The 14,095-nt window shown below is 41.7% G+C and carries 14 protein-coding genes; 9 read left to right on the top strand and 5 right to left on the bottom strand.

Going from position 1 to position 14,095, the window contains the following annotated elements; translation table 11 throughout:
* The 3 genes from ccsA (at window position 1) to CVS91_RS02845 (ending at window position 4,164) form a co-directional block, all read left to right on the top strand.
* Window positions 1-3,096, top strand: coding sequence for a cytochrome c biogenesis protein CcsA (ccsA, locus tag CVS91_RS02855; protein WP_107830208.1), 3,096 nt, complete (start codon window positions 1-3; stop codon window positions 3,094-3,096).
* A complete protein-coding gene (locus tag CVS91_RS02850; RefSeq protein ID WP_107830206.1) occupies window positions 3,097-3,531 on the top strand; it encodes a fatty-acid--CoA ligase in 435 nt (144 codons plus the stop codon).
* A 78-nt stretch (window positions 3,532-3,609) separates the two neighbouring features.
* Entirely contained in the window at window positions 3,610-4,164 is a 555-nt protein-coding gene (locus tag CVS91_RS02845; protein ID WP_107830204.1) for a hypothetical protein, read from the top strand.
* A gap of 68 nt (window positions 4,165-4,232) precedes the next feature.
* Here the strand turns inward: CVS91_RS02845 and CVS91_RS02840 are convergent, their stop codons facing one another.
* Genes CVS91_RS02840 through CVS91_RS02825 form a run of 4 tightly spaced genes read right to left on the bottom strand, consistent with a single transcriptional unit; the run spans window position 4,233 to window position 7,873 of the window.
* Window positions 4,233-4,700, bottom strand: coding sequence for a phosphatidylglycerophosphatase A (locus CVS91_RS02840; RefSeq protein WP_021084234.1), 468 nt, complete (start codon window positions 4,698-4,700; stop codon window positions 4,233-4,235).
* Window positions 4,701-4,708: 8 nt separating this feature from the next.
* Window positions 4,709-5,890: a sulfate adenylyltransferase gene (locus CVS91_RS02835; protein ID WP_103596762.1), complete on the bottom strand. Its 1,182-nt coding sequence runs from the start codon at window positions 5,888-5,890 to the stop codon at window positions 4,709-4,711.
* Window positions 5,868-6,758, bottom strand: a complete 891-nt coding sequence (locus CVS91_RS02830) for a response regulator (protein ID WP_107830202.1) — start codon at window positions 6,756-6,758, stop codon at window positions 5,868-5,870. Before CVS91_RS02830 ends, CVS91_RS02835 begins: the two co-directional genes overlap by 23 nt.
* Window positions 6,755-7,873, bottom strand: a complete 1,119-nt coding sequence (locus CVS91_RS02825; RefSeq protein ID WP_107830200.1) for a bifunctional 2-C-methyl-D-erythritol 4-phosphate cytidylyltransferase/2-C-methyl-D-erythritol 2,4-cyclodiphosphate synthase — start codon at window positions 7,871-7,873, stop codon at window positions 6,755-6,757. The genes CVS91_RS02830 and CVS91_RS02825 overlap by 4 nt, the downstream gene beginning before the upstream one ends.
* A gap of 146 nt (window positions 7,874-8,019) precedes the next feature.
* Here CVS91_RS02825 and thiC point away from each other — a divergent pair, with 146 nt between their 5' ends.
* The 6 genes from thiC to CVS91_RS02795 all read left to right on the top strand — a co-directional run bounded on the left by thiC (window position 8,020) and on the right by CVS91_RS02795 (window position 13,565).
* The gene (gene thiC / locus CVS91_RS02820; protein WP_107830198.1) at window positions 8,020-9,315 is read left to right on the top strand and encodes a phosphomethylpyrimidine synthase ThiC; all 1,296 of its coding nucleotides are present in this window, start codon (window positions 8,020-8,022) and stop codon (window positions 9,313-9,315) included.
* Entirely contained in the window at window positions 9,309-10,409 is a 1,101-nt protein-coding gene (locus CVS91_RS02815) for an Mrp/NBP35 family ATP-binding protein (RefSeq protein ID WP_107830196.1), read from the top strand. Before thiC ends, CVS91_RS02815 begins: the two co-directional genes overlap by 7 nt.
* Before the next feature lie 142 nt (window positions 10,410-10,551).
* Window positions 10,552-10,818: an ACT domain-containing protein gene (locus tag CVS91_RS02810; protein WP_002939508.1), complete on the top strand. Its 267-nt coding sequence runs from the start codon at window positions 10,552-10,554 to the stop codon at window positions 10,816-10,818.
* A 9-nt stretch (window positions 10,819-10,827) separates the two neighbouring features.
* The gene (locus tag CVS91_RS02805) at window positions 10,828-12,165 is read left to right on the top strand and encodes a PFL family protein (protein WP_107830194.1); all 1,338 of its coding nucleotides are present in this window, start codon (window positions 10,828-10,830) and stop codon (window positions 12,163-12,165) included.
* 102 nt (window positions 12,166-12,267) lie between these two features.
* Window positions 12,268-12,957, top strand: coding sequence for a cytochrome-c oxidase (locus CVS91_RS02800; protein WP_107830192.1), 690 nt, complete (start codon window positions 12,268-12,270; stop codon window positions 12,955-12,957).
* 155 nt (window positions 12,958-13,112) lie between these two features.
* Window positions 13,113-13,565: a hypothetical protein gene (locus CVS91_RS02795; RefSeq protein ID WP_107830190.1), complete on the top strand. Its 453-nt coding sequence runs from the start codon at window positions 13,113-13,115 to the stop codon at window positions 13,563-13,565.
* 314 nt (window positions 13,566-13,879) lie between these two features.
* Here CVS91_RS02795 and CVS91_RS10405 read toward each other — a convergent pair whose 3' ends face one another.
* Window positions 13,880-14,062, bottom strand: a complete 183-nt coding sequence (locus CVS91_RS10405; RefSeq protein ID WP_234409655.1) for a DUF1440 domain-containing protein — start codon at window positions 14,060-14,062, stop codon at window positions 13,880-13,882.
* Between the last annotated feature and the right edge of the window lie 33 nt (window positions 14,063-14,095).

Genomic DNA, 14,095 nt, shown 5'->3' with positions numbered 1-14,095 from the left:
ATGTTAAATCCAAAAACATTATTTTTAAGTATGGGCTCAGCTATCGTTTTGATGATAATCTTTGCCATAGCTAGTGGAGCCGCCACAATAATAGAGAGCAAAACCAGCACTGAAGCAGCTTGGTACTATGTTTATGGCGCTGGCTGGTTTGCGCTCATCCAACTACTGCTTGGTATAAATTTAGCCTTCAACATCTTTAGATACAATCTAATCGATCCTAAAAAACTCCCATCACTCATCTTTCACTTAGGTTTTATCGTCATCTTAATCGGTGCTGGCATCACAAGATACCTTGGCTTTGAAGCTGATATGCATATACGTGAAAACACTGCTTCAAACGTCGTTAGTACAAAGGTTTCGTATATAAATTTAACTGCGCTTAACGACAAAGGCGAAGAGATCAGCTCGGCTATGCCTTTGGGACTTGCTGATGTGAAGAAAGGCTTTGATCTAAAGCTAAAAACAGCAGACGGTGAGGCTAGTTTAAAATTTAAAGAATTTGTGCCAAATGCAAGCTATAAATTTGTAAATGATGATAGCGGGAAGCCTGTCGTTGAATTTGTAGTATCAAACGAGAGCGAAAGCGAAGAGATATTTTTGCTTGAAGAAGAAGAGGCGAGAGTTGGAGATATTAGCTTTATCTTTAATGCTAAACCAGCTGAAAATAAAAAATACGTTCTTTTTAGACTAAATGATGGAAATTTCACAGTTACTTCAAATGCCGATCTTTCAAAATTTACTATGGCGGACAGCTCAAAAACTGAGCTAAAAGCTGGTAGCGTGAATGAATTTGGCACAGGTAGCTTATATACTATCTCAAATATAAATTTTGCCCCAAGACTAGTCTCAGCGCACGCTTCAAGAAAGCTAGTCAGCTCAAAGGATAGCGAGTTTAATGCGTTGATAGCTGAGCTAAACTACAAAGGCGAGAGTAAAGAGATGCATGTATTTTACAACCTAATGGAGCCTTCACGTATCGCCGTGGCTGGACAGAAATTTAACGCCTCGTGGGGAGCTCAGCAGATAAAACTCCCATTTAGCCTCTACTTAAAAGACTTTGAGCTAAAAAGATATCCTGGCTCAAATTCTCCTATGAGCTACTCAAGTGAGGTTGTGGTAAAAGACGGCACGAATGATCCTGGGTTTGACTATAGAATTTATATGAACCACGTGCTTGATTATGATGGATATAGATTTTTTCAAAGCTCATACGACACTGACGAGAAAGGCACGATCCTCTCTGTCAATAAAGACCCAGGTAAAATCCCGACATATATCGGCTACTTTTTGCTAGGACTTGGCTTCTTGCTAAATGTCATAAACCCTAACAGCCGCTTTAGAAAGCTCGCAAAACTAATAGATAATGAATCAACAAAAGGCGGCAAAAAAGTAGCTGCGCTCATAGCAGTCTTACTTTTGGGCTTAAATTTTAGCTCGCTAAAGGCTGAGGACTTCTTGCCACATATCAGCAAAGAGCATGCTGACAAGCTTGCTAGACTCATCGTGCAAAGTCCAGATGGCAGGATGAAGCCATTTGATACGCTTAGCAAAGAGGTTTTAAACAAAATTCACAGAGGCGAGAGCATAGGTAGTCTAAATTCAAACCAAGCTATGCTTTCTATAATGGTAACGCCTGATTTTTGGCGAAATGAGAAGATCATCGCGCTTGGTCAGAGCAAGGAGCTAAAAAAAGAGCTAGGCGTTGATGAGAATGCAAGATACGCAAGCTTTGATGAATTTTTTAAAGCGACAAAAGATGGTGGAAGCGAGTATAAACTAACAAAATTTGCCGAGATAGCAAACCGCAAACACCCAGGCTCACGCAATACATTTGACAAAGATGTGATAAAGATTGACGAGAGACTAAATGTATTTTATATGATATTTATCGGTGAAATTTTCAAAATTTTCCCTAAACAAGACGATCCGTCAAATTCTTGGTATTCGCCAGCTAGCGCGATGATGTACTTCTCGCCAAAAGAGGCTGAGCTAGTCGTTGGCATGATGAGAGAGTATTTCTCAGCTGTTGATGCAGCCTCAAAGGATAATGACTGGAGTAAGGCGGATGCGGCGCTTGAGAAAATTTCAGCCTATCAGCACAAATACGGCGCTGCTGTCATGCCAAGTGAGAAAAAGATAGATATAGAAATTTTGTTTAATAAATTTCAAGTATTTGACCGCTTGACACCGATATATCTTTTGGCTGGACTTGCTCTTTTGCTATTTGTTTTTGTCAAGATGTTAGCGCCAAAAGTGCAGATAAATGGCATAGTTAAAGCTGTATATATTATAAATTTACTAGCTTTTCTTGCGCACACAGCTGGACTTGGTCTTCGCTGGTACATCGCTGAGCACGCCCCTTGGAGTAACGCCTACGAGTCGATGGTATATATCGCTTGGGCGCTTGGTCTATCTGGCATCATCTTTGCAAAACGTAGTCCGATCGCACTTGCGCTTACATCTATATTAGCTGGCGTTACGCTATTTGTCGCACACCTTAGCTGGATGGATCCGCAGATCACGACACTTGTGCCTGTACTTCAGAGCTACTGGCTAACTATCCACGTCTCTATCATTACTGCAAGTTATGGATTTTTGGGTCTTTGCTCACTGCTTGGCGGCTTTACTTTGCTGCTTATCATCTTGCAAAACAAGAAAAAGCCAAATGCAGAGATCACGCGTAATATCACTGAAGCAACGCGTATAAATGAGATGGCGATGATACTAGGTCTTAGCTTACTCACGCTTGGAAATTTTTTGGGTGGCGTCTGGGCAAATGAGAGCTGGGGTAGATACTGGGGTTGGGACAGCAAGGAGACTTGGGCGCTAGTTTCGATCCTTGTCTATGCGGCGGTGCTTCACATGAGATTTATACCAAAGCTTAATAATCAATACGCATTTGCTGTTGCATCATTTTTTGCCTATTGGTCGATCATAATGACCTATTTTGGGGTAAATTTCTATCTAGCTGGCATGCACTCATATGCAGCTGGAGATCCGCTTCCGGTGCCTTACTTTATCCGGGTGGTTATTGCTGTAATGGTGCTTATGAGCGTTGTCGCATTTACGAAACGCTCTCTTTGCACAAGGCTATAGATGCTTCTTAAAGGCTTGATAGTCTTTTTTGTTTTTTTGCTTATAGTGGCTATTTGTGCTCTAATCTATCTTTTGCTAAAAAACAAAGATCATCAAGTCTTGGCAAGAGGGCTAGAGCCTGAGAGCGAAGAAGAGATCACGATCGAAAAGCTTGAAGAACTTGCTAGCGATAAAACTCTAAGCAAAAACGAGCTTTTCGAGCTTATACAAATTTTCGGAGAGAAATTTATAATACCAGCGAAAAAAAATCAGGTCGCTCCAAAAGAAGCTAGCAACTACATAAATTTTATAATCCTCATCTGCTCTCATCAAAATGCCGATGCAAAGCTTATTAGCTTTTTAGATAAAGAGGCTAAAAAGAAAAATCCAAGCTATGTTGCAGAGATCGAAGACAGTGAGAGGATAGGCATAGAAAACCGCAAAAATCGCAGGTAAATTTAGCTTTTTTAAATTTAAGAACGCAAAATGTCGTTAGCAAAACTCAAATTTACAAAGCAAAAATAGGAGTGCAATTTGGACATCAATGATTTCTATGCTAGTTTAGTCTTTTTGCCGATAGTGCTAGCTATTTTGTTGATGATCTTTGCTGGCAGGCGAAATATAAAAGTCTATCTGAGTAAATTTGACTTGATCGGCCTACATCTGATCGTTCCGCTCGTGATATTTCCTATATCTGTAGCTATTTTTAGTGAAGCGGCCGAGTATTTTGGCATTTCAAACAATACTGGGCTATCTTACATATTTTATGCCATGCTTTTTATAATAGCTATTTACGCTGTTTTTGGCTTTTATGTTTGCATTAAATACAATCACGGCTTTATAAACTGCTTCTTGGCGTTACTTTTAAGATTTAACTTCATGACCTTGCTTATTTATCTGCTATTTTTAGGCGGCAAAGGATGTGACAAAAATGGCCATGAGATAACCCCTGAAAATGTCAAAAATTTAAGCCTTTTTGAAGAGCTTAGATTTTCACTTTATAATATGATCGTCTTTAGAAAAAAATATGACAAAGAGAAATTTGCAGGCAGGGATGAGATAAATTCTAACGATAAAGCTCTCATCTAAAAAGAGGTCTAAAATAAAAAACAGGGAGAGTTAAATTTAAAAAGAGCCAGCAAGATCACTAGCTCAGCTTACGGCAAAACTACGCCAAATTTCATAGCTATGCCATATATCATCGCGCTAATAATGCCAGCGAAAAATCCAGCGACCATATCATCGCCCATAACGCCAAGTCCGCCCTTTACGTTGCGGTCGATCCTGCCAATGATCGATGGTTTTTTGATATCAAGTACTCTAAAAAGCACGAGCGAGAGAACTAGCTGTGAGATCGTCGCTCCGCTAATGGCGATAGCAAGCCAAACACCAGCAACCTCGTCGATCACGATAAAGCTTTCGTCGTGTGAATTTACCTTTTTTTCAAAATCATCAATGACGCTGATGCTCACCAAAAATAACAAAATGCTAGCTAGCAAAAGCGTGGTAGATGAGAAAAAATATAACACAAAATAAGCCACCACAGCCCCAGCCACCGAGCCCCAAGTGCCAGGTGCCTTTGGTAAAAGTCCAAATCCAAAAAATGTCAAAAATAGCTTTTGCATAAATTTCCTTAAGTGAGTGATGATGTCTGGTAGAGCTTCATAAGCTCCTCGTAAAAGTCGCGGTCGGTCTTGTTTTCAAGCAGTCCAGAATTTACAAAGAGATCGTCGCAGAGCTTTTGTATATCTTTAAAGCGATTTACATAGAGTTTGCTTAAGATGAGCGCTGAAATTTCAGGTCTAACGAGTATGGCTGGTGGCATGATGCCGTTAAATAGTAGCTCTTTGATCACGTCTGGGTGGTATTTTATCTGGTGGTGCTGTCCGTGCGGGCAACTTTTGGTGCTAACTAGCGTCTTACACTTGTTGCAATAAACTAGCTCTGGCAGGACGATCACATCTAAATTTAGATCGTTTTTGTAGATGTCAAGTATCGTATGAACTTCGTTGTGGTCAAAAAACATGCCAATTCCTGAGTGGTTTTGTCCGATGACTAGCTTGTTTGCGCCAAGTCTTGAAGCTGCGATGCACTCAAGCGTTGGGTTGGCGTGCGAGCTAAAAAGGGTTGTGTTTTTTAGCGCAAAGACAAAGACCTTTTTTGTAGGCAGGTAGTTTTGGTTAAAAAAGTCAAGCACCTGCTTTCTAATCTCGTAGTCAATATGCCTCTCTTCGCGCGTTCTTATTAGAAAAACGACCACAAGATCGGCCTTGTCGATAGTCATCCTAACTAGGCGTTCATGAGCGCGGTTAAATGGATCAGCCGTTAAAAAAACAGCCGTTATCTTCTTGGCGCCACTCTCTTTTATTAGCTCATTTAGCGCATCTTTGCTTATTTGCAAGCTCTCATCATATAGCTCAAACTCGCCGCTTATGCCGTATTTGCCCAAATTTAGTGACATTTCGCTGTTTGATTCATTTGCTAAAAATATATTTTTAGCTCGCATGCTCTCGTCAAATTTAAAGACCTTTGCCACGTCGATGTGCCCAACGATCTTGCCGTCCATATTTAAATTTACTCTTTGGCCAGCATGCAGCTTGCTAGCGATATTTTGATTGACCTCGCCAAATGGAGCAAAGCCAAAAGAGTAGGGCATCGGCTCGCCATTAAAGTAGCCCTTTTTTGCCACCTCTTTGATCTGCTCGTCGTCCATCAGGGCGCTAAAATTTGAGAGAATTTTGTTTTTGATAAGCTCTAAGGCGCCATAAACTTCGGTGTTTATAGAAATTTCACTATTTTTTCTTGCTGACGTCATATTTCTTTCTCTTTTCCCAAAGTGATTTTCTAGAAATTCCAAGCTTTTTGCTTAGCTCGGTGTCGGGGAATTTATCTTGATAATTAACGATGATATATTTTATATATTCATCGATCGTGATGATCTCGCCGATGTCAAAGTTTTTATCTCGGATGGAGAGTTCAAGCTCCTCAAATGGCGCACTTTGCGCAAAATCGCTAGTTTGGATAGCCACTTTTTTCTTTTTGCAAAGCTCTAAAATTTTCTCTTTTTCATCCTCTTTTAGCTCTTCAAGATTTGTGATGTAGATGAGCTCGTCGCCACTTTGAGCAAGTGCTTTTTCAAGCTCGCTAAAACAGGCTTTGCCTAAAAACAAAAATGGCAAATTCCCAGCCTTTACATAGTTAAAGATAAATTTATCGCTGTAGCCATTTTTGCTTGATTTTAAAAGAAGTGGAAATTTGATCTTTTTAGCTTCAAAGCAAGGTATCTCGTAGTCTTTTAGGGTGAAATTTATATAGTTTTCGTAGTTTTTGATCTCGTTTTTAAAGCCTCTAAACTCTTCAAAATGCCTTATCTTTCTAACTAGCTCTTCTATCATAAATGGCTTTTGTATGTAATCCACCGCACCCGCTTGTATCGGCTTTATCACGGTGTCGCTGTTGATATAGGCGATGAGTAAGATGATGATAGAGCTTTTAAATTTCTCTATGACAGGGTAGAAGTCCTGCCCAGGGAGTGTGGTAGAAAGTAACACTACGTCAAAATTTTCAAATTTGAAAGCCTCTTTGACGCTCTTTGCGATCTCGCAGTCGTAGCCAAAGTCAGCTAGTTTGCTAGCCATCGAGCCAGCTAGGTAAATTTCGTTTTCTACTATTAAAATTTTCATATTTGTGTCCAGTTGTAAAATTTAAGGCTAGCACTTGCCATGACAGCGATCCCCTCGCATCTGCCCACAAAGCCAAGCCCCTCAGTCGTCGTTGCCTTTACATTTATGCGACTTTGGCTTAAATTTAGAGCCTGAGCGATGTTTGCCTCCATTTTTGATTTTAGTTTTGAAAGTTTTGGCTTTTGCGCCATTATCGTGATGTCAACATTTGTTAGCACAAAGCCCACACTTTGCACCCTTTTATAGGCTTCTTGAAGCAGATAAGTAGAGCTAATATCTTTAAATTTAGCGTCTGTATCAGGAAAGAGTTCGCCTATGTCGCCAAGCCCAGCAGCTCCTAAGATGGCGTCTGTTAGCGCATGAAGTGCCACATCGCCGTCGCTGTGAGCCTTTAGCCCAAACTCATAGTTGATCTTTTCGCCACAAAGCACAAGCTGGCGCCCCTTTTCAAACTCATGCACGTCAAAGCCATTACCAACAAAAACCTCGTTTTCTGGTGCTTTTAGGGCTGAAATTTTGGCAAGGTCCTCTTTAAAAGTGATCTTTCTAGCCATCTCATCGCCCAAAATGTGCCAAACGCTTGCGCCTATGGCTCTCATAGCCGAGCTATCATCTGTGTAAATTTCGCCGCTACTAAGAGCCTTTTTAAGAAGTGCTGTGCGCGAGAGTTGCGGTGTTTGGATAAGTTTTACCTTTTCTCTGTCTATTGCGTTTTCGCCAAGATAGGCAGTGTCAGCGATCTTTAGCGCAGGCACCACGCAGTCAGCCTGAGCGGCAGCCTCGATGATCTTGTGAAAGAGCTCACTTGATATGCAAGGGCGCGCGATGTCGCTAACTAGGACAAATTCGCTACTTACTAGCTCAAGTGCGTTTTTTAGGCTATCTTGTCTTGTCTCGCCGCCATCAACAAATTTATAATTTGGAGCAAATTTAGACATATATTTGCACTCTTTACTAACGACGATGATCTCTTTAAATGTGTAAAAGTTACTCAAATTTTTAGTGGCAAATAGCCAAAGTGGGTCGCTGCCGATGCGAAGCCATTGCTTCTTTACAGGTAGCTCAAAACGGCTAGAATTTCCGGCTCCTAGCATTATAAGTGAGATATCAAGCAAGGTAGCTCCTTTGAAGATTGTTACGGAATTATACACCTAAAAGCTAAATATTTCTTTTTATAGAAATAAATTTAAGTCTAGCATTTAGTTAGATCAAAACAAAAAAGGACTAAAATGAGCCTTTAAATTTTAAAAAAAGGCTGGTCATGACAAAGACGCAGATGTACTATGCTAGGCGAGGTGAGCTCACAAAGCAGATGAGCTATGTGGCAAAGATCGAGGGAGTGAGCGAAAATTTAGTGATGGATGAGGTGGCAAAAGGTAGCATCATCATCCCAGCAAATGTAAATCACACAAATTTAAAGCCTATGGGCATAGGCAGAAAGCTAAAGACAAAAATCAATGCAAATATCGGCAACTCAAGCCTAAGCAGCGACATTTGCGCTGAGCTTAGAAAGCTTGAAATTTGCTTAGAATTTGGCGCTGATACGGTTATGGATCTAAGCACGGACGGCGATTTGGATGCCATTAGAAGCGCTATCATAGAGCACTCAAGCGTGCCAGTTGGTACGGTGCCGATGTATGAAATTTTAAAAGAGGCAAAAGAGGTTACAAATATTACAAATGAGCTAATTTTAAGCGTGCTAGAGAAGCAAGCAAGGCAAGGGGTGAGTTACTTTACGATACACGCTGGCTTTTTGCGTGAGTTTTTGCCGCTTGTTAAAAAGCGTAAAATGGGCATAGTTAGCCGCGGTGGCAGCTTGAGCGCTAGCTACATGTCAAAGCTAAATAGGCAAAATCCATTTTATGAAATTTTTGATCAAATTTTAGAAATTTGCGCAAAATACGACGTCTCACTCTCGCTTGGCGACGGACTTCGCCCAGGTTGCCTTTATGACGCGACAGACGAGGCACAGCTTAGCGAGCTAAAGGTGCTTGGAGAGCTAACACTTCGTGCGTGGCAAAAAGATGTGCAAGTGATGATAGAGGGTCCTGGTCATGTGCCATTAAGTCAAATTGAGTATAATATGAAAATCGAACAAGAGCTCTGCCATGACGCCCCATTTTACGTGCTTGGGCCACTTGTTAGCGATATCGGCGCGGGGTATGATCATATCACTTCAGCGATAGGTGGTACGATGGCAGCATATCACGGCGCTAGCATGCTTTGCTACGTAACGCAAAAAGAGCACCTTGGCTTGCCAAATGAAAATGACGTAAGAGAGGGCATCGTAGCTCACAAGATAGCAGCTCATGCCGCAGACATCGCACTTGGCAAGGCTGGAGCTATCGAAAAAGACCATGCTATGAGTGACGCGAGGTATGCGTTTGACTGGAACAAGCAGTTTGAGCTTAGCTTTGATCCAAAAAAGGCTAGAGAGCTTCACGATGAGAGCTTGCCAGAAGATGCGTTTAAGAGCGCTCATTTTTGTTCGATGTGCGGACCAAAATTTTGTGCATATAAAATTTCAAAAGATCTAGAAAAAGGAGAAAAATGTTAAATAAAGAAGAGGTCTTAAATAGACTAAAAGGCGTCATATATCCGGGATTTGAAAAGGATATAGTTAGCTTTGGCTTTGTAAAAAACGTAGAAATCGGCGATAAAATTGCAATAGAAGTCGAGATCGTTAGCTCAAATCCTGATGTGGCAAACGAGCTAAAAACGGACATCAAACGTGTCATGGGCTCAAATGAGTACGTTCTAAATTTGATCCAGCCAAAGATACCTGAGGAGAAAAGTAACACTCAAAGTGGTAAAAATATCGCGCCGCAAGTTAAAAATTTCGTAATGGTAAGCTCTGGCAAAGGTGGCGTTGGTAAATCAACCACGACGCTAAATTTAGCCATCTCAATGGCAAAACTAGGCAAAAAAGTGGGAATTTTAGACGCTGACATCTACGGACCAAACATCCCAAGAATGCTTGGCGAAGTAAATACTCAGCCACAAGTCGTTGGCAACAAGCTAAAGCCGATACTTAGCCATGGCGTGGAGATGATGAGTATGGGCGTTTTGATGGAGGAGGGCATGAGCCTTATCTGGCGTGGCTCGATGATCATGAAAGCGATCGAGCAACTGCTAAGAGACGTGCTTTGGAGCGAGCTTGATGTCTTGTTTCTCGACATGCCTCCAGGAACGGGCGACGCGCAACTAACTCTAGCTCAAAGCGTGCCAGTAACAGCAGGTGTATGCGTCACAACGCCTCAAGTGGTAGCACTTGATGATAGCAAGCGTGCGCTTGATATGTTTGAGAAGCTTCACATCCCAATCGCTGGCGTCATCGAAAACATGAGCGGCTTCATCTGCCCAGATAACGGCAAAGAGTATGACATCTTTGGCAAAGGCACGACCGAAGAGGTAGCAAAGGCTTACAACACTCAAATTTTAGCTGAAATTCCTATCGAGCCAGCTGTTAGAGTTGGCGGCGATAATGGCAAGCCAGTTAGCTTTTATGAGCCAAACTCAGTCACTGCAAAACGCTACGAGAGCGCAGCTGCAAGGCTTTGGGAGATAATAGAAAATATAAATAACGGCGGCGGGGCTGATAACTCAGCGATCCAGCCAGTAAATGACGGCAAGAGTGCTTGCTCGAAGTAAATTTATAAAAGATAAAATTTAGAGCAAATTTTAAAATTTACCAGTTTAAATTTGGCTACCAAAATTTGACTTTGCTTGGTGCTTAGTTTAAATTTTGGAGCCAAAATGCAATTATTAAAAAGAAAATTTAACAGGAGAAAAGATGAAAGCGATCGTAACCGTAGTCGGAAAAGATAGAGTTGGCATCGTTGCTGGCGTCTCAGCAAAGCTTAGCGAGCTAGGGCTAAACATAGATGATATAAGCCAGACTATTTTAAGCGACTTTTTCACGATGATGGCGGTGGTTTCAAGCGATGAAAATAAGGACTTTACAGCCTTAAGAGCGGAGCTAGATAAGCTTGGAGAGAGCCTAAAAGTAAAGATAAATATCCAAAGCTCAGCCATTTTTGATGCGATGCACAAAATTTAAGGACAAAAGATGGATATCAAAAACGTAACCGAAACGATCTCGATGATCGAGGAGCAAAATTTTGACATCAGAACGATCACGATGGGCATTAGTTTGCTTGACTGCATCGACCCTGACATCAATAAAGCCTGCGATAAAATTTACGCAAAAATCACCACTAAAGCCAAAGACCTAGTTAGAGTGGGCAACGAAATTTCTGCCGAGCTAGGCATACCAATCGTCAATAAAAGAGTGAGCGTGACACCTATCTCGATAATCGGCGCCGCAACAGATGCAAAAGACTACGTGATGATCGCAAAGACGCTTGATAGGGCGGCTATTGAAGTTGGTATTGATTTTATAGGTGGTTTTTCGGCCTTAGTGCAAAAGGGCTATCAAAAGGGCGATGAAATTTTGATAAATTCTATCCCACAAGCACTTGCACAAACCGCAAAAGTGTGCTCAAGCGTCAATGTCGGCTCAACAAAAAGTGGCATAAACATGAGCGCGGTGCGTGATATGGGACGCATCATAAAAGAGACGGCAGCAGCTTCAGAGATGGGCTGTGCGAAGCTTGTTGTCTTTGCAAACGCAGTCGAGGACAATCCTTTCATGGCAGGTGCATTTCACGGCGTGGGCGAGGCTGACGTGGTGATAAATGTCGGCGTTTCAGGCCCAGGCGTCGTAAAAAGAGCGCTTGAAAAGGTGCGTGGCGAGAGCTTTGACGTGGTGGCTGAGACTGTGAAAAAGACGGCGTTTAAGATCACTCGTATCGGTCAGTTAGTCGGTCAAATGGCGAGCGAGCGCCTTGGGGTTAAATTTGGCATCGTTGATCTCTCTCTTGCTCCAACGCCTGCTGTGGGCGACTCGGTGGCTCGCGTGCTTGAGGAGATGGGGCTTGAGGCTGTCGGTACGCATGGCACGACTGCTGCACTAGCTCTGCTAAATGACGCGGTTAAAAAAGGTGGCGTCATGGCGTGCAATCAAGTGGGCGGCTTAAGCGGTGCGTTTATCCCAGTCTCAGAGGATGAGGGCATGATAGCTGCGGTGCGCGCGGGATCGCTAAATTTAGAAAAACTTGAGGCGATGACAGCGATATGCTCAGTTGGACTTGATATGATCGCCATACCTGCGGATACGCCAAGCGAGAGTATAGCTGCGATGATCGCTGATGAGGCGGCTATCGGCGTGATAAATCAAAAAACAACGGCCGTTCGTATCATACCTTTGGGTAAGGAGGGCGATATGATCGAGTTTGGCGGCCTTTTAGGAAGAGCGCCTGTGATGAAGATAAATAAGGCTTCAAGTGCCGACTTCATAGCTCGTGGCGGACAAATTCCAGCACCTATCCATAGTTTTAAAAATTAATTCAAAGTCCGCTTTAAATTTGCGGACTTTTTCTTAAATTTATCCCAAACTTTTTAACTGCTTTTAGTTAAAATAATAAAAATTTTAAACTAAGGAGCTAAAATGAAAATTTTATCACTGCTTTCGATGCTACTTTTTACAGCGGTATGTGGCTTTGCAAACGATGGCAAAGTAAGAAGTATCGACATCTACGTCACGCCTTACTACTCAGCAAATGCTGGCAAGGTGGAGTATGTCAAGGTCTATGACAAGATAGATGAGCTTTTAAAAAGTGGCAAAGTAGAGGACTTTAAAAAGGCTGAAAAGATCGTGCAGGACGCTTCGCAGTTAGTTAGTCCGATAACTCTTTTTGTCCTCTCAGCTCGCGCTTATGATCTTGGACTTCGCGATGATGCGGTATTTTGGTTTTATGCGGCAAAAAACCGCGCGATCTTGCTAAGAGGCGTTATAGACATGGAGGGTGAGAAATTTACTGATGTGGTGGCTGCGATAGGGGCGTTTATGAAGCTTGTTGGCGACGTGGTAAATCCTTATGCATTTTGCGATATCAAAAAGCAACAAGAGATCGCTGATAAAGCACTTGAATGGACTAAGAAAAATGCCTATGAAGCGATGTTTTCGCCAGAATTTAGCTCGCCTCACGAAGATAGAAAAGCAGCCCTTGCAAAAGGCATAGAAAAGCTTGAAGCCCGCAATAAAAAAGAGAAAGATTACTTTTTAGACAAAGACAATCTTGCTAACTTTAAAGCTATGCGCAAGCAAAATGGCACTGATGAGAAATTTTGCTTTTAAATAGCGAGAAAAACTGAAAATTTGCTTGTAAATTTAGCTTTTGCTTTATCTTAAAAGGGTAAATTTGCAAGCTATCTCTATTTTAAATCACAACAAATTTGCTTAAATTTGACTCTTTTACAAGAGTAGCAAAATCACAAAAATGAGAATAAAAAATGACTTTGAAATTTGTCGAGCTTGAAAAAGTCGCAACAGATGATGGCTTTATCTGGTATGCGGAGATGAAGCTAAAAAGCGAAATTTTTGGGCAGGTAGCGTTTTGCCTTGTTAGCGCAGATAGGGCAGACGTGGATGATGAGACTACTTTGCTAGCAGAGCGAATTGCTAGTGATATCGATCGGTACGTAAAAGAGGCACTTATCTTTTTAAAAGATGAGCTTAAGCGAGGGCGCTTTTTGAGCAAGGACGAGTTTAGCTTGCTTGACGTGCCAGTTTGTGACCTGCCCTTTAGCTCGCCGCAATGCACCTTTTATGCGCGTGATAAGCAGTGGTTGATGAGATTTGCCGAGGGTGCGCTTGATATTTGTGAGCCTTATGGTATAGGGGTGATCTTTGAGGATGAAAAGCCGCTTCGTTTAGAAAATTTAGAGCTTAGCAGTGAGTGCTAAGTGCTTAAATTTTTAAATTTATGCATTAAAAGATATATAAATTTAAGTTTTTCAAGCTTTGCAAAAATGATGAAAATTTTGTTTTTAGGTATTGGCTGCGATCTAAGAGGCACTAGAGTTTTTTAAATGATTAAATTTTGCTGTCTTAGGTTTTGCGCCCAAAACAGCAAATTTATAAGCTAAGCGTTGCAGCAGTCGTTTGGATCTTTTTCTTTTGTGATCCTAGCTCTTAGGTCGTGGCGGATGATCCCTATAGACCAAAACCAGATCATGTGACCTACAAACTCATATACATACCCATGCCAAGGAAGTGTCTAGAGTGGCAGTGAGATACCATGAACTGCGATAGTTACTAAAATGCCTGCCATTACGCCTTGCCACATCGTGATCTTTGGAAATTTCTCAGCCACAATGCAGTAACCAACGGCAAAGACAATTGAAAATATAATGTGCGTTAGTATCACGTAGTTAAAGGCATACCCTGCAAACTCGTAAATAGCAGCATTTGGATCGGCGATACCGACATAATC

It is taken from the genome of Campylobacter concisus (assembly GCF_003048985.1).
Classification (GTDB): Bacteria; Campylobacterota; Campylobacteria; order Campylobacterales; family Campylobacteraceae; genus Campylobacter_A; species Campylobacter_A concisus_AY.
Note: the sequence above shows the minus strand (reverse complement) of the source record. Positions and strands in the feature narration are given on the sequence as shown.

Coding starts and splice junctions, on each gene's coding strand:
- ccsA (WP_107830208.1), top strand. CDS start 1: ATGTTAAATCCAAAAACATTATTTTTAAGTATGGGCTCAGCTATCGTT.
- CVS91_RS02850 (WP_107830206.1), top strand. CDS start 3,097: ATGCTTCTTAAAGGCTTGATAGTCTTTTTTGTTTTTTTGCTTATAGTG.
- CVS91_RS02840 (WP_021084234.1), bottom strand. CDS start 4,700: ATGCAAAAGCTATTTTTGACATTTTTTGGATTTGGACTTTTACCAAAG.
- CVS91_RS02835 (WP_103596762.1), bottom strand. CDS start 5,890: ATGACGTCAGCAAGAAAAAATAGTGAAATTTCTATAAACACCGAAGTT.
- CVS91_RS02830 (WP_107830202.1), bottom strand. CDS start 6,758: ATGAAAATTTTAATAGTAGAAAACGAAATTTACCTAGCTGGCTCGATG.
- thiC (WP_107830198.1), top strand. CDS start 8,020: ATGACAAAGACGCAGATGTACTATGCTAGGCGAGGTGAGCTCACAAAG.
- CVS91_RS02815 (WP_107830196.1), top strand. CDS start 9,309: ATGTTAAATAAAGAAGAGGTCTTAAATAGACTAAAAGGCGTCATATAT.
- CVS91_RS02810 (WP_002939508.1), top strand. CDS start 10,552: ATGAAAGCGATCGTAACCGTAGTCGGAAAAGATAGAGTTGGCATCGTT.
- CVS91_RS02805 (WP_107830194.1), top strand. CDS start 10,828: ATGGATATCAAAAACGTAACCGAAACGATCTCGATGATCGAGGAGCAA.
- CVS91_RS02800 (WP_107830192.1), top strand. CDS start 12,268: ATGAAAATTTTATCACTGCTTTCGATGCTACTTTTTACAGCGGTATGT.
- CVS91_RS02795 (WP_107830190.1), top strand. CDS start 13,113: ATGACTTTGAAATTTGTCGAGCTTGAAAAAGTCGCAACAGATGATGGC.